This is a genomic window from Micromonospora sp. WMMD964, from assembly GCF_029581455.1.
Lineage (GTDB): Bacteria > Actinomycetota > Actinomycetes > Mycobacteriales > Micromonosporaceae > Micromonospora.
In genome coordinates, this window is sequence record NZ_CP120860.1 from 2623223 (window position 1) to 2645202 (window position 21980).

Genomic DNA, 21980 nt, shown 5'->3' on the forward strand with positions numbered 1-21980 from the left:
TTCCAGAAACTTGAACGATCTAATCCTGCCTTATCCAAATTGGATCGTTCAAGGTGGCGAGAGGGATTAAGTGGCCGAAAAGGTGACCATAGCGACGGTGGCTCGGCACGCCCGAGTAAGCCGGCAGACGGTCTCCAACGTGCTCAACGCCCCGCACGTCGTGCGGCAGGAGACCCGTCAGCGGGTCGAGGAGGCCATCGCCGCGCTCGGCTACCGGGCCAACCAGGCCGCCCGACAGATGCGTACCGGCCGGTCCCGGCTGATCGCGGCCCGGATCGAACCGACCCGTGACGGCATCAACGGCTCGGTACTCGACCGCTTCCTGCACGGCCTCACCGAGACCGCCGACGCCGCCGGCTACCGGGTGCTGCTCTACACCGCCACCGACCACGAGCGGGAGATCGCCACCTACGACGACCTGCTCGGCACGTACGAACTGGACGCGTTCGTGCTGGTCGGCACCACGCACGGCGACCCGCGTACCGCCTGGCTCGCGGCCCGGGACGTGCCGTTCGTGACCTTCGGTCGCCCCTGGGACGCGCTCGACGCACACCCCTGGGTGGACGTGGACGGCGCGGCCGGCACCGCCCGCGCCACCCGGCACCTGCTGGACACCGGCCACCGGCGGATCGCCTTCCTCGGCTGGCCGGTCGGCTCCGGCGTCGGCGACGACCGGCGCGCCGGTTGGCACGACACGCTGCGCGCGGCCGGCGTCGACCCGACCGGGCTGCACCGGGAGACCGAGGACGGCATCGCCGAGGGGGAACGACTGATGCGCGACCTGCTCCACGCCGCGGCACCGACCGCGGTGGTCTGCGCCAGCGATTCACTCGCCCTCGGCGCGCTGCAGGCGATCCGCGGCATCGATCCACCGGTGTCGGTGATCGGCTTCGACGACACACCGGTCGCCGCCGCGGTCGGGCTGACCAGCGTCAGCCAACCGCTGGGCGAGGCCGCCGCCCGCTGCGTGGACCTCCTCACCGGGGTCCTCGACGACGACCACCAGACCCCCGCCCCCGTGCTGCTCCAGCCCGCGCTGGCGCTGCGGCACACCGCGTAGTCCCACCCCCCACCAGGAGAAACCAATGGCACCTCGAACCATCACCCGGGCGGCGGTGGCCGGCCTCGCCGCCGTCGCCCTCCTCGGCTCCGCGGCCTGCGGCAGCGGCTTCGACGACTCCTCCGGCGACACCGCCCAGTCCAGCGGCCCGGCCAGCCTGCAGGTCCTGATCGGCTCGTCCGGCGACGCCGAGACCACTGTGGTGCGGGAGGCCGCGGCGAAGTGGGCCGGCGGCTCCGGCAACACCGTGACAGTCACGCCGGCGCAGGACCTCACCCAGCAGCTCGGTCAGGCGCTGGCCGGCGGCACCCCACCGGATGTCTTCTACGTGGACGCGGCCCAGTTCGCCGACTACGCCAGCGTCGGCGCCCTGGAGCCGTACGGCGACCGGATCAGCAACCCCGGCGACTTCTACGAGAGCCTGCGCACCACCTTCACGTACGACGGCAAGCTCTACTGCGCGCCCAAGGACTTCTCCACCCTGGCCCTGCAGATCAACACCGACCTGTGGGCCAAGGCCGGGCTGACCGACGCCGACGTGCCGACGACCTGGGACCAGCTCACCACGGTCGCCCAGAAGATCAAGGCGAAGGGTCAGGTCCCGCTCGCCCTCGGCGACACCCGGGACCGGATCGGCGCCTTCATGGTGCAGAACGGCGGCTGGCTGACGAGCAAGGACGGCAAGCAGCCCACTGCCGACACCCCGGAGAACCTGGCCGCCCTCCAGTACGTCAAGAGCATGCTCACCACCGGTCTGGCGAAGTACCCGAAGCAGCTCGACGCCGGCTGGTCGGGTGAGGCGTTCGGCAAGGGCAAGGCCGTGATGACCATCGAGGGCAACTGGATCAAGGGTGCCCTGCAGACCGACTTCCCGAACGTGAAGTACAGGGTGGTGGCGCTGCCGGCCGGTCCCAAGGGCCAGGGCACGCTGTCCTTCACCCAGTGCTGGGGTGTCGCCGCCAAGAGCAAGTACAAGGACCAGGCGATCAAGTTCGTCGAGGCGATGACCAGCGGCGAGCAGCAGATGGCGTTCTCGAAGGCGTTCGGCGTCATGCCGTCCCGGCAGTCGGCGGGCGAGCAGTACAGCAGCGCCTTCCCGGCCGACAAGCCGTTCATCGACGGTGCCGCGTACGCGCAGGGCCCGGTGAACGCCCCGAAGATGGACAGCGTCCTCAAGGACCTCGACACCGGTCTGCAGGGTTTGGCCAACGGCGACCCGAAGACCGTCCTGCAGAACTTCGACAAGAACGCCAAGGCGGCGCTCGGCGGTAGCTGAGGTGTCGGCGGGGCCCAGGCGTTCGCCTGGGCCCCGCCGCACGTCGGCCCGAGAGGGAGGGAGGAACGATGGCAACCGAGACACTGACCGCCGTGGCGACCACGCCGGGGTCGGGGCCGCGCCGACGCCGAGGCGGCATCCGGAGCGACGAGACAGTCGCCGGCTGGCTCTTCGTCGCACCGGTGATCGTCATCCTGGGGCTGTTTCTGCTGCTGCCGATCCTGATGGCGCTCTGGGTCAGCCTGACCGACTGGAACGGCCAGGGCAGCCCCTTCACCGGTGACGTCCCGTTCGTCGGCGCGGACAACTACACCCGGCTGTTCGCTGAGGACGGGCTGGCCCGCCGCGACTTCATGACGAGCATCCGCAACAACGTCTACTACGTGGCGATCGTGGTGCCGGCGCAGACCGTGCTCGCGCTCGGCCTGGCCCTGGTCGTCAACAACCGGATGCTCAAGGGCAAGAGCTTCTTCCGCAGCGCCTTCTACTTCCCCTCGGTCACCAGCTCCGTCGCGATCAGCGTGGTGTTCCTGTTCCTCTTCGCCAACTCCGGTGCGGTGAACGCGCTGCTCGGCTTCTTCGGGATCGACGGGCCGGAGTGGTTCGCCGACTCCCGAGGCGTACTGCATCTGCTGTTCGGCGCGGTCGGCGTCGACTCGCCACCGGCGGCACTGACCGACGGCGGCCCGTTCGGGCTGACCTGGTGGGACTGGCTGGCCGGCCCCAGCGTGGCGATGATCTCGATCATCGCGTTGGTCGTCTGGACCACGTCCGGCACGTTCATGCTGATGTTCCTGGCCGGGTTGCAGAACGTGCCCGTCGCGCTGGACGAGGCCAGCACCCTCGACGGGGCGTCCCGGTGGCAGCGGTTCCGGCACGTCACCCTGCCGCTGCTGCGGCCCACCACCTTCCTGGTGCTCACCCTCGGCATGATCGGCTCCTGGCAGGTCTTCGACCAGGTGTACGTGATGAGCCAGGGCGACCCGGCCAAGACCACGCTCACCCCCGCCTACCTGTCGTACCGGACCGCCTTCCGGGACTTCGACTACGGCTCCGGCGCGGCGATCTCCTTCGTCCTGTTCCTGATCATCATCGTGCTCACGCTGGTCCAGCGCCGCGTGCTGGCCGAGCGGGACACCGACCGGCCGCGACGCGGCCGGTCGCGTCGGCGCGTACCGGAGAGGTCCTGAGATGGCCGTGCTCACCGACCGCCCGGCGGCGCCCGCGCGGCCCGACCACCGCGCGGCCCGCACCCTGGTCACCCGTTTCCTGGGGTACGCGACGCTCGTCTTCTTCGGGTTGGTGTTCCTCTACCCGTTCGTCATCCAGATCGGCAACGCCCTCAAGACCGAACCCGACGCGGCGGCGAACCCGCTGTCGCCGTTCCCGGACCCGCTCACGCTGGCCGGCTTCGAACGGATCTTCGCCGGCACCAACTTCCCGCTCTGGCTGGGCAACTCGCTGCTGGTGACGGTGCTGGTCACCGTCGGGCGGGTGTTCTTCGACTCGCTCGCCGGTTACGCGCTCGCCCGGCTGCGGTTCCGGGGTCGGCGCGGGCTGTTCGCGGCCGTCATCGCCGTGATGGCGGTGCCCGGCGTGGTGCTGCTGATCCCGAAGTTCCTGGTGCTCAACCAGCTCGGCATCTACAACAGCTACGCCGGGCTGGTGGTGCCGTTGCTGGCCGACGCGGCGGGCGTGTTCATCATGAAGCAGTTCTTCGAGTCGATCCCGGTCAGCGTCGAGGAGGCCGCCCGGATCGACGGGGCGAGCATCTTCCGGACCTTCTGGTCGGTGGTGCTGCCGATGGCGAAACCGGCGCTGATCACCCTGACCATCCTGTCGTTCCAGGGCTCCTGGAACGAGTTCCCGCACAGCCTCGTGTCGGTGCAGGACCCGGACCTGTTCACCCTCCCGCGCGGCCTGGCCGACCTGGTCAGCGGCTCGCTCGGCAAGGGCACCCAGTACCCGCTCAAGCTGGGCGCCGCGCTGCTGGCCACCATCCCGGTGGCGATCATCTTCGTGGTGTTCCAGCGGTACTTCGTCCGCGACGCCAACGACGGCTCGGACAAGGGCTGACCCGGCCGGGTCACTCGCCGGGGCGGTCCTCGGCGAGTGGCTCGGTCGGCACCGCCACGTGCAGGCGCACCTGAGGCACCAGCATGTCGTCGACGTCCAGCGCGCGCGCCGCCCCGTCGGGCTCCCAGCCGGTGCTGGTGAGGAACTTCCGGGTCGCCTCGTCACCGTCGAACGCCCAGGCCACCGCCCGGCTCATCCCATCCTCGCGCCACAGGTCGACGGCGGCGGCGAGTAGTCGGCTGCCGTGCCCCCGGCGACCCCAGCGCGGTTCGACCAGCAGGTCGGTCACGGCGGCCACGTCCGGACCGAACGCGTCGGCCGGCTCACCCGGGGCCAGGGCCTCGCCGTCGGCCGGGCCGGAGGCGGCGAACCCCACCAGATACGATTGCTCGGCCTGTTCGACGGCGACCAGCACCCGGTGCTTGCCGGAGGGCGGCTCCAGCACCGCCGCGCTCCACCGCCGGGCGAGGAACGCCTCGTCCAGGTTGTCGAGCACGTGCCGAGGCAGGATCCGGCGGTACGCGACCCGCCAGGTCGCGAGCTGGATGCGTGCGATCTCGCCGGCGTCCTCGGGACGCGCCGGGCGGACGTACCCGAGAGCCATGGGACGGAAGCCTACGCAGGGCGAGGGAGGCGACGGTGGCGCAGGGTGCCAAACGGACGACTGCGCAGGTCGTCGGGGTGGTGGTGCTCGCCGCGGCGGTCGCCGCGTTCCTCGCCGTCGCTGCCGTACGCCACGGTTTCTTCGACCTGAAGGTCTACTACGGCGCGTTGACGTGGTGGGTGCACGACGGCGGGGAGATCTACGACTACCTCAAGCCGAACACCCAGTACGGCTTCACCTATCCGCCGTTCGCCGCCCTGGTCATGCTGCCGATGGCGTACCTGCCGTGGACGGCCGCGATCGTGGTGAGCGTGCTCGCCAGCGTGGTCACCACGACGGTGCTGATCTGGTGGCTGGTCGACCCCATCGCCCGCCGCGCCGGCTGGACCCGGTGGTTCGCGCTCGCCGTGGCGCTCTGCCTGGCCGCCGCGTTCGAACCGATGCGCGAGACGGTCAACTTCGGCCAGGTCAACACCCTGCTGCTCTTCCTGGTGGCGGTGGACCTGCTGCGGCTGCTGCCGACCGGCAACCGCTGGGCCGGGGTGGGTGTCGGGCTCGCCACCGCGATCAAACTGACCCCCGGTGTCTTCATCGTCTACCTGCTGGTGACCGGCCGCTGGCGGGCGGCTCTCACCGCCTCCGGCACCGCTGCCGGGGTGACACTGCTGGCCGGTGCGCTCTTCCCGGACGCGTCCCGGGAGTTCTGGACCGAGGCGCTGTGGAACACCGGTCGGGTGGGCGAGTTGGCCTTCGTCTCCAACCAGTCGCTGCGCGGGGTCGTCGCCCGGCTCGACCCGCAGCACCCGAGCACAGTGCTCTGGCTGCTGCTGGTGCTCGGCACCCTGGCGCTCTGGGCCTGGCGGTCCCGGGCCGCCGTCGCGGTCGGTGACGAGGCGACCGGCCTGGCGCTGACCGGTGCGGTGATGTGCCTGGTCAGCCCGGTCACCTGGGTTCACCACCTGGTCTGGCTGCTGCCCGCGCTGATCCTGCTGGTCGACAACGCGATGGCCGCGCCGGCCGGCCGCCGACGGCGGGTCCTGCTCGTCGCCGTGATCATCGGGTACGCGTTGCTCATCAGCCGGACCGTCTGGTTCTGGGAGAAGGACTTCACCGGCGTCGACGGCTTCCTGGGCAGCAACGCCTACGTGTGGGTCAGTCTGGCGCTGCTGGCCTTCCTGCCGATCCGCCGTTGGTCGACGACGGACGGGTCAGCGGTCGAGGCGTCCGGCGTACCGCAGCTCGACCAGCCCGACCGGCGGGATCCCGCCGGCCAGCGGCACCTGGTAGGTCGAGCGCTCACCGTCCGGTGACAGACCGGCGCGCTCACAGAACCGGCGGGCCCGCCGGTTGTCCGCCAGCACCCACGCGCGGTAGCCGGACCAGCCCCGCTCGGCGAGCCCGTGCCGGGCGGCGGCCAGCAGCGCGGCGGCCGTCCCGTCACCCCAGCGCGCCGGCTCCACGTAGATCGCCACCACCTCGCCGACCGTCGGGTCCAGGTCGTCCCGGTCCTGGTTGCGGCGGTACGGCCCGAAGGTGGTGAAGCCGACGACCAGCCCGTCCACCTCGCCCAGAAGGGTGGTGAACGGATGCTCGGGGTCGGCGGTCCCGACGTCGCGACGGCGTTGCGCCCAGGCCGCCACGTTCAGCCGCCGAAGCACCTCGTCGGGCATGAAGCCGGCGTAGCCCGCCTGCCAGCCGTGTACGTGCACCCGGGCGACCGCCTCGGCGTCGTCCGGCTCCTCCCGGCGGATGGTCAGCATTGCACCGTTCTATGCCCAGTTGGCCGTCGCGTCCAGCTTCCCGCACCGACGTCGTACCGATGAATTAGGGTCGCCGACGATGACCGCACCGGAATCGCTCTCGCTCGCCCAGGCCCGCCGCGTGGCCCTCGCCGCCCAGGGCTTCGCCGACCCGGCGCCCACCGGCGTGCCCACCCGCCGCCACCTGCGCCGGGTGCTGGGCCGGGTCGGGTTGATCCAGATGGACTCGGTGAACGTGCTGCAACGCGCTCACTACCTGCCGCTCTACAGTCGGCTCGGGCCCTACCCGACGACGCTCCTCGACCAGGCCGCCTACCGGCGCCCCCGCGAGGTGTTCGAATACTGGGGTCACGAGGCGTCGCTGGTCCCGGTCGAGCTGCACCCGGCGCTGCGGTGGCGGATGGCCCGGGCGCGCAGCGAAGCGTGGGGCGGCATGCGGCGGATCGCCCAGGAGCAGCCGGAGCTGGTCGCCTGGGTGCGCGACGAGGTGGCCGCCCGGGGCCCGTTGACGGCTGCCGAGATCGAGCACGACGCGCCACGGGAGACCGGCAACTGGGGGTGGAACTGGTCGGCGGTGAAGCAGGCGTTGGAGTTCCTCTTCTGGGCCGGCGAGGTGGCCGCCGCCGAGCGCACCACCTCCTTCGCCCGCCGCTACGACCTGCCCGAGCGGGTGCTGCCCGCGGCGGTGCTGGACGCACCCACCCCGACCGACGCCGAGGCGTACCGCACGCTGGTGGCCCTCGCCGCGCGGTCGCTCGGGGTGGCCGCCGAGCCGGAGCTGCGCGACTACTTCCGGCTGCCGGTGGCCGGTGCCCGGCAGGCCGTCGCGGAGCTGGCCGAGGCCGGTGAGCTGGTGCCGGTCACGGTGGCGGGCTGGCGTCAGCCGGCCTGGCTGCACGCGTCCGCCCGCCTGCCCCGTTGGGTCCGGGGCAACACCCTGGTCAGCCCGTTCGACCCGCTGATCTGGGAACGCGCCCGTACCGAGCGGCTGTTCGACTTCACCTACCGGATCGAGATCTACGTCCCGGCGCCCCAGCGGGTCTACGGCTACTACGTGCTGCCGTTCCTGCAGGGCGACCGGTTCACCGCCCGGGTCGACCTGAAGGCCGACCGCAAGGCGGGGGTGCTGCTGGTGCCGGCCGCGTGGGTCGAGCCGGGCGTCGACGCGGGGGAGACCGCAGTGGCGCTCGCCGCCGAGCTGTACCGGCTCGCCGGCTGGCTCGGCCTGGACGCGGTGGCCCCGCCCCAGGCCGGTGACCTGGCCGGCCCGCTGACCGCCGCGCTGGCCGGCGTGTCCGGTGTACCGTGAGCGCGTGACGAGCCCTTCCGGACCGGCCGACGAGCCGCAGCCCGCCCCCGGGGCGGTGCACACGCTGCCGACCGACACGACCGCCGTGGGCCCGACCGGCGTGGCGTCGGCCGCTGCGGTTCCGACCGGCGGTGCTGCGGCCGAGGCGGGTCCGGTCGGCTGGCCGACGCCCCCGCCGGGCGCCTACCCGGCGCCGCCAGAGGTGCCGTCCGACATCGTCACCCGGTTCGTGCTGCGGATCTACGAACGCTCGCCGCGTTGGGCCGTGCCGCTGGCCGCGGTCGGCTGTGTCGCCATCGGGATGGGCTACGCGCTGCTCAGCAACCCGACCCACGCCGCCCCGGACGCCGCACCCACCTGTCTGCTCAAGTTGACCACCGGGCTGGACTGTCCGGGCTGCGGCGGCACCCGCGCGCTCTGGTACGTGTTGCACGGCGACCTGCCGGCCGCCGCCCGACACCACTTCCTGTTCGTCTTCGCGCTGCCGTTCCTGGCGTACCTCTTCGTGGCCTGGGCGGGAAACCAGGCGTTCGGTTGGCGACTGCCCGAGCTGCGGATCAGCTCGAAGGTCATCGGCGGGTTCCTGGGTGTGTGGCTGGCGTTCTCGGTGCTGCGCAACCTGCCCTGGGCGCCGTTCACCTCGCTCTACGTCTGAGCGCCCGCTGCCCGACGTGCCGCTCTTCAGAGGGCGCGCTCGGCCGGACGCGGCTCGGCCGGACGCGGCGCTCGGCCGGCATGCGTTGTCCGGGCGTCCTGTGGAGCTGACTCGTTTACGACATCACCTACCGCTTCCTCCGCTGTGCCGCGCCACCCCACACCGTCCGACGCCGCCCCACCCCACGCCGCCCCACCCCACGCCGCGCCACCCCACGCCGCGCCGCCCCGCCCGACGCCGCCCCGCGCGACGCCGCGCCGCGCCGCCCCGCCCCGCCCGACGCCGCGCCGCCCCCGCCCGGACGCCGCGCCGCCCGACGCCGCGCCGCCCCGCCCGACGCCACCCCACGCAGTGATCGACTCGGTATTCAGGAAACCGGGCGATCCACTCGCCTCGGACACCCCGACTTCCGGGAACCCGAGTCGATCAACCGGCGAGCCCGCGAGCCCGCGCACCCGCGTCCTCTACGCCCGGCGCAAGGCGTACCGGGCCCCATGATCGTGCTCGATCCTGGATTCAGTGGTGTCGGGCGGCTCGCATGCCACTACATCCAGGATGTTGTGCGATCTTGCGGTCGCAGCGGCTGACGGAGCGGCTGACGGGGCGCTCGGACGGGGCTCGTCGACTCGGGCCGCCCGTTCGCGAGGCCGTCGACTCGGGCGGCCCTTCCGCGAGGCTGATGTCGTAAACGATTCAGCTCCACAGGACGCCCATGAAGGCTTCCGCCCCGGCTCCGACGGCGAGGCGCGGGCACCCCGCCCCCCGCTCTGGCGCTCGATCGGCTCCGCCACCGCCTAGTGATCGAGATTGCACGGCGCGCGCCTGAGTTGGGCCGAAAGGGGCCGCGCCACTACAGTCCCAGGAATGCCGGAGATGGTGCAGCCCCAGGTCAAGTTGATCGCGTGGACCCAGTTCGCGGCCCCGGACGATGTGCCGTGGTCGACCGACGCGGAGGGTGGCCAGGCGCTCGCCGAGTTCGCCGGGCGGGCCTGCTACCAGTCCTGGAAGAAGCCGAACCCGGCGACCGCCACCAACGCCGGCTACCTCGCGCACATTCTGGAGGTCGGGCACCTGTCGGTGCTGGAGCACGGGTCGGTCACCTTCTACTTCACCGGGGTGTCCCGCTCGTTCACCCACGAGCTGATCCGACACCGGCACTTCTCGTACTCCCAGCTGTCCCAGCGGTACGTCCCAGAGCGGGACGCGGCCATGGTCGAGCCGGCGGTCATCGCCGACGACCCCGAGCTGCACAAGAAGTTCACCGAGGCCGCCGAGGCGAGCGTCCGGGCGTACACCGAGTTGTTGGAGGGCCTGGAACAGCGCTTCTCCGACGAGCCGAACCCGACGCTGCGTCGCAAGCAGGCCCGGCAGGCGGCTCGGGCGGTGCTGCCCAACGCCACCGAGACGCGAATCGTGGTCACCGGTAACTACCGGGCGTGGCGGCACTTCGTCGCGATGCGGGCCACCGAGCACGCCGACGTGGAGATCCGTGAGCTGGCCGTGGAGTGCCTGCGCCAGCTGCAGGGCGTCGCCCCCAACGTCTTCGCCGATTTCGTGATCTCCACGCTGCCGGACGGCACCGAGGTGGCGGCCAGCCCGCACGAGGCGTCCTGAGCCCTTCCCCGGCGGGCCCCGGCTGGTCGTCCGCTAGGTTGGAGGGTATGACGCACGACCACCTCGACGCCGCTGTCCGACCGGTGTCCCGCCCCTTCGGCCGGCTGCTCACCGCGATGGTGAGCCCGTTCACCCCCGACGGCTCACTCGACCTCGACGGTGCCGCCCGGTTGGCGAGCCACCTGGTCGACGAGCAGGGCAACGACGCGCTGGTGGTCAACGGCACCACCGGCGAGTCGCCGACCACCACCGACGCCGAGAAGGAACAGCTGATCCGGGCCGTGGTGGAGGCCGTCGGTGACCGCGCAAAGGTGGTCGCCGGGGTCGGCACCAACGACACCCGGCACACCATCGAGCTGGCCGCCGGCGCCGAGAAGGCGGGCGCGCACGGCCTGCTCGTGGTCACCCCGTACTACAACAAGCCGCCGCAGAGCGGGTTGCTGCGGCACTTCACCGCCGTCGCCGACGCCACCGGCCTGCCGGTGATGCTGTACGACATCCCGCACCGTTCCGGTGTGCCGATCGAGACCGAGACGTTGGTCCGGCTCGCCGAGCACGGCCGGATCGTCGCGGTCAAGGACGCCAAGAGCGACCTGACCGCTGCCAGCTGGGTCACCAGCCGCACCGCCCTCGCCTTCTACAGCGGCGATGACGCCCTCACCCTGCCGGCGCTGGCCGTCGGCTGTGTGGGCGTGGTCGGCACCTCCACGCACTTCACCGGGGCGCTGACCGCACAGATGATCGACGCGTACGACGCGGGGGACATGCCGACCGCGCTGGCGCTGCACCGGCGGCTGCTGCCGCTGTTCACCGGCATCTTCCGCACCCAGGGCACGATCCTGGTGAAGGCGGGCCTGGCGGCGCAGGGCCTGCCGGCCGGCCCGGTGCGACCCCCGCTGGTGGACGCCACCGACGACGAGATCGCCCAGCTGCGCGCGGACTTCGCGGCAGCGGGCCTGGAGCTGCCCGAATGACCAAACGACACGACGGACGCCGAGTGACGGCGTCGCAGATTGAGGTGGACGCGTGACCGAGGCGCACATCGAGGCGGAGCTGCCCCCGCCACTGCCGGAAGGCGGCCTGCGGATCATCCCGCTCGGCGGGCTCGGCGCCATCGGTCGGAACATGACCGTCTTCGAGTACGACGGCAAGCTGCTGATCGTCGACTGCGGGGTCCTGTTCCCCGACGTCGAGCAGCCGGGTGTGGACCTGATCCTGCCCGACTTCGGCCCGATCCTGGACCGGCTGGCCGACGTCCAGGCGATCGTGCTGACGCACGGCCACGAGGACCACATCGGCGCGGTGCCCTACCTGCTCGCCCACAAGCCCGACATCCCGCTGGTCGGCTCCCAGTTCACCCTCGCCCTGGTCGAGGCGAAGCTGGCCGAGCGGCGGATCCAGCCGTACACGCTGACCGTGCGGGAGGGTGGCCGCGAGCGGCTCGGCCCGTTCGAGTGCGAGTTCTTCGCTGTCAACCACTCGATCCCGGACGCCCTCGCCGTGGCCATCCGCACCCCCGCCGGCCTGGTGCTGCACACCGGCGACTTCAAGATGGACCAGCTCCCGTTGGACGGCCGGATCACCGACCTGGCCGGCTTCGCCCGGCTCGGCGCGGAAGGCGTCGACCTGCTGCTGTCCGACTCGACCAACGCGGAGATCCCCGGCTTCGTCACCCCGGAGCGGGAGATCGGGCCGGTGCTCGACTCGATCTTCGCGAAGGCGAAGGGCCGGATCATCGTGGCCTCGTTCGCCTCGCACGTGCACCGGGTGCAGCAGGTCTTCGACTCCGCCGTCGAGCACGGCCGCAAGGTCGCGCTGATCGGCCGGTCCATGGTCCGCAACATGGGCATCGCCCGGGACCTCGGCCTGCTCAACATCCCGGCCGGCCTGGTCATCGGGATCGAGGAGGCGACCACGCTCCCGCCCGAGCAGATCGTGCTGATGTCCACCGGCTCGCAGGGTGAGCCGATGAGCGCCCTCGGTCGGATGGCCAGCGGCGACCACCGGCACATCACCATCGCTCCCGGCGACACCGTCGTGCTGGCCTCCTCCCTGGTGCCCGGCAACGAGACCTCGGTCTACCGGGTGATCAACCGGCTGGCCCGGGCCGGAGCGGTGGTCGTGCACAAGGACGTGGCGAAGGTGCACGTCTCCGGGCACGCGCCCGCCGGGGAGCTGCTCTACCTGCTCAACGTGGTCCGGCCCAGCAACCTGATGCCCGTGCACGGCGAGTGGCGGCACCTGCGGGCCCACGCCCGGCTGGGCATCGAGTCCGGGGTCACCGCCGACCGGGTGGTCCTCTGCGAGGACGGCGACGTGGTCGACCTGGTCGAGGGCCGCGCCAGTCTGGTCGGGCACGTGAAGAGCCGCTACGTCTACGTCGACGGCCTGGCCGTCGGTGACGTCAGCGAGTCGCTGCTCACCGAGCGGCGGATCCTCGGTGACGGCGGCTTCATCGCCACCACTGTGGTGGTCGACTCGGTCACCGGCAAGGTGGTCGCCGGTCCGACGCTGTCGGCGAAGGGCTTCTCCGAGGACCCGGAGGCGTTCAACCCGGTGATCCCGCTGGTCACCGAGGCGCTCAACCGGGCTGCGGCGGACGGCATCACCGATCCGCACCAGCTTCAGCAGATCGTTCGCCGGACGGTGGGCCGGTGGGTCAACGACGCGTACCGGCGTCGCCCGATGATCGTGCCCACCGTGGTCGAGGTCTGAGCAACGTCCGCCGACGCCGGTCCGCCTTCGACGGGGTGGGCCGGCGTCGGCGTGTGCGGGGTCAGGGGAGCGCGGCGACCGCCTCGGCATAGGCGACGCCGGTGGCGATGGCGGCCTCCACCAGCACCGTGAGCTGCGCCGGGGTGACCCCGTGGGTCAGGTCGGTGGCCACGTCGCCGGCCAGCACCAACTCCTCGCCGAGGTCGTGCGCGTACGCCTTGGGCAGCAGCCGGTCGTGGTTCCAGGCGTTGCAGAAGGCGTACGCCTCGGAGCGGCGGGTCACCGGCAGCCGACGGGCGGCCATGGACCGGGCGTGCAGCACCTCACCGCGTTCGCCGGCCCGCCGGAACTGGATCACCACCGAACCCCACCGGCCGACCACCGTGTCGCCCCCTTCCACCACGTACTGGTCGCCGCGCCCGGTCAGTACTTCGGTGATCATGTCGAGGGTCAACGCCATCAGCTCGTCGGTGCGGGTCGTCTCGTCGGACGTGTCGGCGTCCGGCTCGGCGGCCCCGCCCGGCTCGTCGTCGGGGGGCAGCGGGACCGGTGTCGCGAGCGGACGCTCGGCGAGCCAGGCGGCCATCCGGCCGGAGTGGTGGCCGGTGCCGTTGCGGGCGTCGAAGCTGCCGGCCAGGTCACCGGCCACCCCGACCAGCAGCGCGCCGAGTGTGGACACGTCCGGCTCGGTGGCGGGTCGATCGCCGTACGCCGGGCGGGGCAGGGTCCGCCGGCCGAGGCCGGCCTCGTCGGCCAGTACGCAGACCAGCGCTCCGGCGGCGGCGAACTCCATCGCGGCCAGGTCGTCGGTGGGCCGGTCCAACCGGGGCAGTTGTTCGGTCAGGATGGTCAGCCCGCGTTCCAGGTGCCCGCCGAGCGCACAGAACCGCAGGTGCGCGGCGAGGTGCGGGAACGCGGCACGGTCGCGCCGGTGCCTGCGGTACGCCCGGACGTGTGCCGCCGCGGCCCGTTCCGGCTCGCCTCCCCGCAGGGCCGGTAGCAGGGCGGCGACCAGGTTCCGTTCGGGTTGGTCGGTGCAGGCCGCCGGGTCGCCGTCGGAGTCCCGTAGCTCGTCGAGCGCGGCCCGCCACTCGCCCCAGCCGGTCAGCAGCTCCGCGCGTCGGGCCGAGGCGCAGCCGGGGCAGCCGCCGGCCGGGCCGGGCCGGCTGCCCGACCATCGCTCGTACCAGTGGCGGGCGGTGGGTTCGTCGCCCAGGTGGTCGGCGATCCGGCAGTGCAGTTCCGCGACGGTCGGCGTGTCCGGACCGTCCACACCGACCCGGTGGGCCAGGTCGTGCAGCAGGGACCGGGTCTGGTCCAGCCCGACCCGGGGGGTGCCGAGCAACGCCTCCACGGCGTACCGCTGGTAGCGCAGCAGCAGCCCGGTCTCGACGTCGGTGAGCACCTCGGGCCGGTGGTCGGCGGCGGCCCGGCAGCGCCGGACCGGTTCGACCAGACGCCACCGCTCCCCGTCGAGCAGGTACGCCTCGATCAACGCGAACCGTGCGTCCACCCCGGAGCGGACGTCGCCGCACGCGTCGGCCCGCTCGGCGAGCCGTTCCAGGGCCACCCGCCGGGCCGGGCCGTCGGGCATGTCCCGGGCGTCGGCGAGCGCGGACTCCAGCGCCGGTAGGCGAGAGTGCGCGAGGCGGTCACCGGCACCGGTGGACGGGGTGCCGGTGAACTCGTCCCGGCCGCTCACGACGGCACCGCACCGGGCAGTCGGCGGACCGCCACGGCGAGTTGGCAGCCGGTGGTGATGCCACAGTCGAGCAGTCGGTCGAGCTGGTGCGGGGTCACCCCCCGTTCCAGGTCGGTGATCACCTCGCCGTAGACGCGGGCGCGACCGTCGTCGTCCACGTGCGTGAACGCCTTGGGCCAGAGCCGGTCGTGGTTCCACGAGTTGCAGAAGGCGTACAGGGCGGGCACCTGTTCGATTCCGAAGGTGGTGGTGACCATGGTGCGGACCTGGAGCAGCTCGCCGTCGTCGCCGAGGAGGAGGAACCAGATCAGGTTGTCGTCGAAGCGGCCCACCAGTTCGCCGTCCACGCTCCGGCCGACGGGGCGGCCACGGGCGGCGAGCACCGCGGCGACCAGTTCGCCGCTCAGCGGACGCACCGCACCCGGGTGCCCGGCCAGCGGGTCGTCCGGATCGCTCGCGATGTCCGGCGACGCCATGCGGGCATCCCTTCTGAGGCGGATATCACGACCGGCGGTGGGGTTCGTGTTGCGACGCGCGGACACGACCCGGAAAAGCGGGGATCTGCCCGGCCCCACCGTTACCGTGACTCTATGGCGGGCCGTACCTCTCAGGCGAGCCGGCGGCGCGGCGCGTCGCCGCGCGGTGGCACCAACAGTCGTGCCCGTCAACCGGCCAAGAAGACCCGGGCGCCGGTCCGGCGTCGCACCGCGCCGGCCCGACCCGGCCCGGCCGTCTACGTGGGCCGCGCGGTGGGCGCACTGTGGATGGGTCTGGCACACGGCATGGGTTGGGCGGTGCGCGCCGCCGGTCGGCAGGCCGCCTCGGCCCGTGACCTCGACCCGGAGCACCGCCGAGACGGCGCCGGGCTGCTGCTGTTCGGGCTCGCCCTGCTCTCCGCGGTGGCGCTCTGGTTCTCCGGAGCGGGCCCGGTCGGCGCGCGGCTGGCCGACTCGATCCGGCTGTTCCTGGGCGCGATCTCGGTGGTCGTGCCGGTGCTGCTGATGATCGGGGCGTGGCGGCTGATGCGTCAGCCGGCCGACCCGGAGCACCGGGGGCGTGGTCTGATCGGGTGGGGTTCGCTGCTGGTGGCGACGGCCGCGTTGCTCCAGATCGGTCAGGACCCGGTGGACACCGTGGAGCGTGACTTCGCCGGGGGCCTGGTCGGCGCCGGTGTGGGCGGGTTGCTGGAACGGGCGGTGACCGCCTGGGTGGCCGTACCTCTGCTGGTCCTGCTGTTGCTCTTCGGTCTGCTCGTGGTCACCGCCACGCCGATCAACAAGATCCCGGAGCGGTTGGGCCTGCTCGCCGGTGGGCTGGTCGCGCCGCCGGAGACCGCCGAGGAGGAGACCGACGAGCCGGCCGCGCGGCCCGCGCGCAAGCGGCCGGGGAAGCGGATGCCTCCGCCGATCGATCCGGACGACTTCGAGGACCTGGACGGCGCGGACCTCCAGGAGACCATGGTGCTGCCGCGCAAGTCGCCCGCGAAGGTGCCGGCGAGCCGCAAGCCGCCGGTCGAGCCGCCGGAGCACTCGCCCGCGCCGACCCGGGCCGAGCAGCTCGCGTTGACCGGGCTGGCCGGCGACTACACCCTGCCGCCGGCCAACATGCTCAGCAGTGGCACCGCGCCCAAGACCCGCAGCAAGGCCAACGACGAGGTGATCGCCGCGCTGACCGGCGTCTTCGACCAGTTCGACGTGGACGCCGCCGTCACCGGCTTCACCCGGGGTCCGACGGTCACCCGGTACGAGGTGGAGTTGGGGCACGGCGTCAAGGTCGAGCGGATCACCCAGCTGTCCCGCAACATCGCGTACGCGGTGAAGTCGCCGGACGTGCGGATCCTCAGCCCGATCCCGGGCAAGAGCGCGGTCGGCGTGGAGATCCCGAACACCGACCCGGAGAACGTCGCCCTCGGTGACGTGCTGCGCTCGCGGGCGGCGACCAGCGACCACCACCCGATGGTGGTGGCGCTCGGCAAGGACATCGAGGGCGGCTACGTGGTGGCCAACCTCGCGAAGATGCCGCACATCCTGATCGCGGGCGCCACCGGCGCGGGCAAGTCGAGCTGCCTCAACACCCTGCTGGTGTCCATCCTCACCCGGGCGACCCCGGACGAGGTGCGGCTGCTGCTGATCGACCCGAAGCGGGTCGAGATGACCGGCTACGAGGGCATCCCGCACCTGGTCACCCCGATCGTGACCAACGCGAAGAAGGCGGCCGACTCGCTGGACTGGGTGGTCCGCGAGATGGACATGCGCTACGACGACCTCGCGGCGAACGGGGTCCGGCACATCGACGACTTCAATCGCAAGGTCCGCAACGGCGAGATCAAGGCCCCGCCGGGCAGCGAACGGGAGATGCGCCCGTACCCGTACCTGCTGGTGATCGTGGACGAGCTGGCCGACCTGATGATGGTCGCGCCGCGCGACGTGGAGGACTCGGTCGTCCGGATCACCCAGCTGGCCCGTGCGGCCGGCATCCACCTGGTCCTGGCCACCCAGCGCCCCTCGGTCGACGTGGTGACCGGTCTGATCAAGGCGAACGTGCCGTCCCGGCTGGCGTTCGCCACCTCTTCGCTCGCGGACTCGCGGGTCATCCTCGACCAGCCGGGCGCGGAGAAGCTGCTCGGCCGTGGCGACGGGCTCTTCCTGCCGATGGGGGCCTCCAAGCCGGTCCGCATCCAGGGTGCCTGGGTCACCGAGCGGGAGATCGCCGACGTGGTGAAGTTCTGCAAGGACCAGCGCGAGCCGGAGTTCCGCCCGGACGTGCTGACCCCGGCGCAGGACAACAAGAAGAAGATCGACGAGGACATCGGCGACGACCTCGACCTGCTGGTGCAGGCGGTGGAGTTGGTCGTCACCTCGCAGTTCGGCTCGACCTCGATGCTCCAGCGCAAGCTGCGGGTCGGTTTCGCGAAGGCGGGACGCCTGATGGACCTGATGGAGACCCGTGGCGTGGTCGGGCCGTCCGAGGGGTCGAAGGCACGCGACGTGCTGGTCAAGCCGGACGAGCTGGAGGAGGTCCTGGTCGGTCTACGCGGCGACGCGGACTGACCGACGGGCGGCCCCACACGTGCGACGGGCCCGCCGGTGTCCGGCGGGCCCGCGACGTGCGAGGGCGATCAATTGCTGATCAGCGCGGCGAAGACCACCAGGCCGAGGATCGCGGCGACGACGCTGGCCGCGGCGGCGTACCAGCCCAGCGGCTTGTCGCCGAGCACCGCGCCGACGACGCCCGCGATGACGCCGAGCACGCCGAAGATGACCGGGTTGAGCAGCAGGGCGAGGACTGCGAAGACGAAGCCCACGATGGTGAGGATGCGGGCGGCGTTGCTGCGGGGGCGTGCGGTGCTCGGCATGTCGGTCATGTCTTCCTCCAAGTGAGAGCCTGTCGTGGCGGATCGATCACTACCCACTGTGGGCGTTCGTCACGCGTGCTCGTCAATGGAAGATCTTCAGACCGATCACGCCCGCCACCACCAGCAGCAGGCAGAGGATCCGGGGCAGGCTCGTCGACTCACCGAGCGCCAGCATCCCGATCAGTGCGGTGCCGACCGCGCCGATGCCGACCCAGACCGCGTAGCCGGTGCCGACCGGGATCTCCCGGAGCGCGTACGCCAGCCCGGCCATGCTCAGGACCAGGGTCACCACGAAGATCGCGGACGGGACGAACCGGCTGAGGCCGGCGCTGCGGTCGAGGGCGACCGCCCAGGCCGTCTCCAGCATTCCCGAGATCACGAGTACGAGCCAGGCCATCGTTCACCTCACGGTAGGCGCCCGGGGCTGCCGCGCCGGGACGAGTCGAGTCTGCATCTCACGCGGGGCGTCTTGGCCTGACCGGGTACGCCCACCACTCGTCCGGAGCGGCCCCGACCATCCGGGGCCACCGCTGTCGACGCTAGCACCGGCGTCCGGGGCGGGACGGTGACGCCCACCACGCCCCGTTGACCTGCACCTGACTTCAACTTGCAGGATGACGACCATGACCCTTCTCTACGCCGACCCCGAGGTCGCCGCCGCGCTGGACGCCGCCACCACGGTCGACGCCATGCGTGCCGCCCTCCTGGCCGCGTACGAGGGACGTCTGGTCGCCCCGCCCCGGACCGCCGCCCCGCTCGACGGCGGGCGTCTGGTGCTCACCGCCGGGCACCTGGTCGACGACTGGTACGGCTTCCGCTCCTACGACACCTTCGGGCACCCGGAGGGTGAGCAGGTGGTGGTGCTGCACGACGCCCGGACCGGGGCGGTGCGGGCGGTAGCGGTCGGCGAGGAGCTGGGTTCGCGTCGTACCGGTGGGTTGGGCGGCCTCGCCGTCGACGCGCTGGCCCGCCCGGACTCGACCAGCCTCGGGGTGATCGGTTCCGGCCGGCAGGCCTGGACGCAGGTGTGGGCCGCCGCCGCGGTCCGCCCCCTGCGGGAGGTGGTCGTGCACAGCCGATCCGCCGCCCGGCGGGACGCCTTCGCCGCCCGGGTCCGTGCCGAGCTGGGTGTGCCGGCCCGCGCGGTGACCAGCCCGGGTGCGGCCGTCGCCGGGCGGGACGTGGTGGTGCTCGCGACCACCAGCCCGACCCCGGTGCTCCACGCCGCCGACCTCAGCCCCGGCACACACGTCAACGCGGTCGGCTTCAAGCAGCTCGACCGCAGCGAGTTCGGCACCGACCTGCTGGACGCCGCCGACCTGCTGGTCACCGACTCGCCGGCCCAGGCGGCGGACTACCAGCCGCCGATGCTGGCGGCCACACCCCCGTACGCCGGGCGGTTGGGTGACCTGGGCGGCGTCCTGGCCGGCGCGGTCCCCGGCCGGACCACCGCGGACCAGATCTCGGTCTTCTGCTGCACCGGCCTGGCCGGTACCGAGGTCTTCCTGCTCGACGCGCTGACCCGGGTGACCGCCGCGGCGCGCTGACGGACGCCCGGGACCGCCGCGGCGCGCGGCGGATCGGCCCGTGACCCGACCCACCGACGTGGGCTGAGGAGCCCCGGCCGCCCGCGTGCGTGGGCCACCCAGGCTGGCCCGGTACCCTCGGATGGTGTCTGCCACCGCTCCTTCTCCTTCCGACAACGCCGAGGGCCGCCGTGTCGCCCTGCTGACCCTCGGCTGTGCCCGCAACGAGGTCGACTCGGAGGAGCTGGCCGCCCGGCTGCACGCCGACGGTTGGCAGGTGAGTACCGACGGCGAGGGCGCCGACGTGGTGGTCGTCAACACCTGCGGCTTCGTGGAGAAGGCCAAGCAGGATTCCATCCAGACCCTGCTCGCCGCCGCCGGGACCGGCGCCAAGGTGGTCGCGGCCGGTTGCATGGCCGAGCGGTACGGTCGGGAGCTCGCCGACAGCCTGCCCGAGGCCCAGGCGGTGTTGAGCTTCGACGACTACCCGGACATCGCCGCCCGGCTGAACGCTGTCGTCGCCGGCGAGCAGGTCACCGCGCACACCCCTCGGGACCGGCGGGAGCTGCTGCCGTTGACCCCGGTGAAGCGGCGCGACAGCGCGGTGTCGCTGCCCGGGCACGGCACCGTCACCCGGACCGCTGTCGACACCGACGAGCACACCCCGGCGCACCTGCGGCAGGTGCTTCGCCGCCGGTTGGACACCGGCCCGGTGGCCTCGTTGAAGCTGGCCAGCGGCTGCGACCGGCGGTGCGCCTTCTGTGCCATTCCCGCCTTCCGTGGCGCGTTCGTCTCGCGTACGCCGGACGAGCTGCTGGCCGAGGCGGAGTGGTTGGCCAAGACCGGAGTACGCGAGCTGGTGCTGGTCAGCGAGAACTCCACCTCGTACGGCAAGGACCTGGGCGACCCGCGTGCGCTGGAGAAGCTGCTGCCGCAGCTCGCCGCGGTGAGCGGCATCGTCCGGGTGCGGGCGAGCTACCTCCAGCCGGCCGAGACCCGGCCCGGGCTGGTCGAGGCGATCGCCAACACCCCGGGCGTGGCCGCGTACTTCGACCTGTCGTTCCAGCACTCCAGCGAGCCGGTGCTGCGCCGGATGCGGCGTTTCGGCTCCACCGACCGGTTCCTGGAGCTGCTGGCGACCGCGCGTGCGCTGGCCCCGGACGCGGGTGCCCGGAGCAACTTCATCGTCGGGTTCCCCGGCGAGACTCGCGCCGACGTCGACGAGCTGGTGCGGTTCCTGACCGAGGCCCGGCTCGACGCGATCGGCGTGTTCGACTACAGCGACGAGGACGGCACCGAGGCCGCCGGGCTGCCCGGCAAGGTCTCCGCCGCGACGATCAAGCGGCGTTACGACCGGCTGAGCGCGCTCGCCGACGAGCTCTGCTCGCAGCGGGCCGAGGACCGGCTCGGCTCGACCGTCGAAGTGCTCGTCGACTCGATCACCGACGGTGTGGTCGAGGGGCGGGCGGCGCACCAGGCGCCGGAGGTCGACGGCTCGACGACCCTCGTCGCTCCCGCCGACGGCGGTGTGGACCTGGCCGCGCTGCGCCCGGGTGACCTGGTGCGCGCGACGGTGACCGGCACCGAAGGGGTGGACCTGCTCGCCGTACCGGATGAGATGATCTCGGCGGCGCCCGGCGCGGCACGGTGACGGCGGGCCCGAGCGGAGCGGGGGAGCCACGTGGTGCGGTGCCGGGAACGCCGCGGCAGCCCGAGCGGAGTGCGCCGGTGACCGGGGCGACGGAGTCGACGCCGAGCCGGTCGGTGGCGGCTGTGGTGCCCGTCCTCAACGCGGCCAACGCGCTGACCGCCCTGCGGCTGGTGCTGGTGCCGGTCTTCGCCGCCTCGGTGATCGTGTCCGGGATGACCCACTCGGGCTGGCGGATGGCGGCCTGCCTGATCTTCGCGGTGGCCTCGGCGACGGACCTGGTGGACGGCTGGATCGCCCGCCGTTTCGGGCTGGTCACCTCGGTCGGCAAGGTGGCCGACCCGATCGCCGACAAGGCGCTCACCGGCGCGGCCCTGGTGCTGCTCTCCTGGTACGACCAGCTGCCCTGGTGGGTGACCGCGGTGATCCTGGTCCGCGAGCTGGGCATCACGGCGCTGCGGTTCTGGGTGATCCGGCACGGTGTGATCGCCGCCAGCCGGGGTGGCAAGGTCAAGACCGCGCTGCAGATCCTCGCGATCGTCTGGTACCTCTGGCCGATGCCGGCCGCTCTCGCTGCCGTCGGCCCGTGGATCATGGCGGCCGCGGTCCTGGTCACGGTCGTCACCGGGTTCGACTACATAGCCCAGGCGCTGCGCCTCCGCCGACCCCGCTGACCTCCG

Annotated in this window: 20 protein-coding genes and 1 riboswitch; of the genes, 14 read left to right on the top strand and 6 right to left on the bottom strand. The window is 72.3% G+C overall.

Annotated elements, in window-relative coordinates:
- Positions 1 to 97 precede the first annotated feature (97 nt).
- The 4 genes from O7616_RS12250 to O7616_RS12265 all read left to right on the top strand — a co-directional run bounded on the left by O7616_RS12250 (position 98) and on the right by O7616_RS12265 (position 4412).
- A complete protein-coding gene (locus O7616_RS12250; RefSeq protein WP_282306902.1) occupies positions 98 to 1060 on the top strand; it encodes a LacI family DNA-binding transcriptional regulator in 963 nt (320 codons plus the stop codon).
- A 25-nt stretch (positions 1061 to 1085) separates the two neighbouring features.
- Entirely contained in the window at positions 1086 to 2336 is a 1251-nt protein-coding gene (locus tag O7616_RS12255; RefSeq protein WP_282306903.1) for an extracellular solute-binding protein, read from the top strand.
- A gap of 68 nt (positions 2337 to 2404) precedes the next feature.
- The gene (locus O7616_RS12260; RefSeq protein WP_282306904.1) at positions 2405 to 3526 is read left to right on the top strand and encodes a sugar ABC transporter permease; all 1122 of its coding nucleotides are present in this window, start codon (positions 2405 to 2407) and stop codon (positions 3524 to 3526) included.
- A gap of 1 nt (position 3527) precedes the next feature.
- Entirely contained in the window at positions 3528 to 4412 is an 885-nt protein-coding gene (locus O7616_RS12265; RefSeq protein WP_282306905.1) for a carbohydrate ABC transporter permease, read from the top strand.
- A gap of 10 nt (positions 4413 to 4422) precedes the next feature.
- Here the strand turns inward: O7616_RS12265 and O7616_RS12270 are convergent, their stop codons facing one another.
- Complete coding sequence (locus tag O7616_RS12270) at positions 4423 to 5016, bottom strand: GNAT family N-acetyltransferase (protein ID WP_282306906.1); 594 nt, start codon at positions 5014 to 5016, stop codon at positions 4423 to 4425.
- Positions 5017 to 5051: 35 nt separating this feature from the next.
- Between O7616_RS12270 and O7616_RS12275 the strand changes: the two genes are divergently transcribed.
- Complete coding sequence (locus O7616_RS12275) at positions 5052 to 6326, top strand: glycosyltransferase family 87 protein (RefSeq protein WP_282306907.1); 1275 nt, start codon at positions 5052 to 5054, stop codon at positions 6324 to 6326.
- On the opposite strand, the gene O7616_RS12280 is transcribed toward O7616_RS12275, so the two are convergent.
- Positions 6225 to 6776, bottom strand: a complete 552-nt coding sequence (locus O7616_RS12280; RefSeq protein WP_282306908.1) for a GNAT family N-acetyltransferase — start codon at positions 6774 to 6776, stop codon at positions 6225 to 6227. The genes O7616_RS12275 and O7616_RS12280 overlap by 102 nt on opposite strands.
- A gap of 79 nt (positions 6777 to 6855) precedes the next feature.
- On the opposite strand from O7616_RS12280, the gene O7616_RS12285 reads away from it, so the two are divergent.
- The 5 genes from O7616_RS12285 to O7616_RS12305 all read left to right on the top strand — a co-directional run bounded on the left by O7616_RS12285 (position 6856) and on the right by O7616_RS12305 (position 13069).
- A complete protein-coding gene (locus O7616_RS12285) occupies positions 6856 to 8085 on the top strand; it encodes a crosslink repair DNA glycosylase YcaQ family protein (RefSeq protein WP_282306909.1) in 1230 nt (409 codons plus the stop codon).
- Between the two features lie 64 nt (positions 8086 to 8149).
- Positions 8150 to 8740 carry a DUF2752 domain-containing protein gene (locus tag O7616_RS12290; RefSeq protein ID WP_282307600.1) on the top strand — a complete coding sequence of 197 codons (591 nt, stop codon included), beginning with the start codon at positions 8150 to 8152 and terminating at the stop codon, positions 8738 to 8740.
- Between the two features lie 873 nt (positions 8741 to 9613).
- Positions 9614 to 10354 (top strand): FAD-dependent thymidylate synthase, encoded by a 741-nt coding sequence (gene thyX, locus O7616_RS12295; RefSeq protein ID WP_145785820.1) that lies wholly within the window; start codon positions 9614 to 9616, stop codon positions 10352 to 10354.
- A 47-nt stretch (positions 10355 to 10401) separates the two neighbouring features.
- Positions 10402 to 11328 carry a 4-hydroxy-tetrahydrodipicolinate synthase gene (dapA, locus tag O7616_RS12300; RefSeq protein WP_282306910.1) on the top strand — a complete coding sequence of 309 codons (927 nt, stop codon included), beginning with the start codon at positions 10402 to 10404 and terminating at the stop codon, positions 11326 to 11328.
- Between the two features lie 52 nt (positions 11329 to 11380).
- Positions 11381 to 13069, top strand: a complete 1689-nt coding sequence (locus O7616_RS12305) for a ribonuclease J (RefSeq protein WP_282306911.1) — start codon at positions 11381 to 11383, stop codon at positions 13067 to 13069.
- A 61-nt stretch (positions 13070 to 13130) separates the two neighbouring features.
- On the opposite strand, the gene O7616_RS12310 is transcribed toward O7616_RS12305, so the two are convergent.
- Together O7616_RS12310 and O7616_RS12315 are read right to left on the bottom strand one after the other, a co-directional pair.
- Entirely contained in the window at positions 13131 to 14663 is a 1533-nt protein-coding gene (locus O7616_RS12310; protein WP_282307602.1) for a YbjN domain-containing protein, read from the bottom strand.
- Positions 14664 to 14767: 104 nt separating this feature from the next.
- On the bottom strand, positions 14768 to 15247 hold the full coding sequence (locus O7616_RS12315; RefSeq protein WP_282306912.1) for a YbjN domain-containing protein: 480 nt from the start codon (positions 15245 to 15247) through the stop codon (positions 14768 to 14770).
- Between the two features lie 114 nt (positions 15248 to 15361).
- On the opposite strand from O7616_RS12315, the gene O7616_RS12320 reads away from it, so the two are divergent.
- Positions 15362 to 17821, top strand: a complete 2460-nt coding sequence (locus tag O7616_RS12320) for a DNA translocase FtsK (RefSeq protein WP_282306913.1) — start codon at positions 15362 to 15364, stop codon at positions 17819 to 17821.
- 68 nt (positions 17822 to 17889) lie between these two features.
- On the opposite strand, the gene O7616_RS12325 is transcribed toward O7616_RS12320, so the two are convergent.
- Together O7616_RS12325 and O7616_RS12330 are read right to left on the bottom strand one after the other, a co-directional pair.
- Positions 17890 to 18135, bottom strand: coding sequence for a hypothetical protein (locus tag O7616_RS12325; RefSeq protein WP_282306914.1), 246 nt, complete (start codon positions 18133 to 18135; stop codon positions 17890 to 17892).
- A 73-nt stretch (positions 18136 to 18208) separates the two neighbouring features.
- Positions 18209 to 18523, bottom strand: a complete 315-nt coding sequence (locus O7616_RS12330; protein ID WP_282306915.1) for an SMR family transporter — start codon at positions 18521 to 18523, stop codon at positions 18209 to 18211.
- 61 nt (positions 18524 to 18584) lie between these two features.
- Positions 18585 to 18657: riboswitch (guanidine-III (ykkC-III) riboswitch) on the bottom strand.
- A gap of 92 nt (positions 18658 to 18749) precedes the next feature.
- On the opposite strand from O7616_RS12330, the gene O7616_RS12335 reads away from it, so the two are divergent.
- The 3 genes from O7616_RS12335 to pgsA all read left to right on the top strand — a co-directional run bounded on the left by O7616_RS12335 (position 18750) and on the right by pgsA (position 21974).
- Complete coding sequence (locus tag O7616_RS12335; RefSeq protein WP_282307603.1) at positions 18750 to 19673, top strand: ornithine cyclodeaminase family protein; 924 nt, start codon at positions 18750 to 18752, stop codon at positions 19671 to 19673.
- A 121-nt stretch (positions 19674 to 19794) separates the two neighbouring features.
- Positions 19795 to 21303 carry a 30S ribosomal protein S12 methylthiotransferase RimO gene (rimO, locus tag O7616_RS12340; RefSeq protein ID WP_282306916.1) on the top strand — a complete coding sequence of 503 codons (1509 nt, stop codon included), beginning with the start codon at positions 19795 to 19797 and terminating at the stop codon, positions 21301 to 21303.
- Positions 21304 to 21380: 77 nt separating this feature from the next.
- On the top strand, positions 21381 to 21974 hold the full coding sequence (gene pgsA / locus O7616_RS12345) for a CDP-diacylglycerol--glycerol-3-phosphate 3-phosphatidyltransferase (protein WP_282306917.1): 594 nt from the start codon (positions 21381 to 21383) through the stop codon (positions 21972 to 21974).
- Positions 21975 to 21980: the final 6 nt, after the last annotated feature.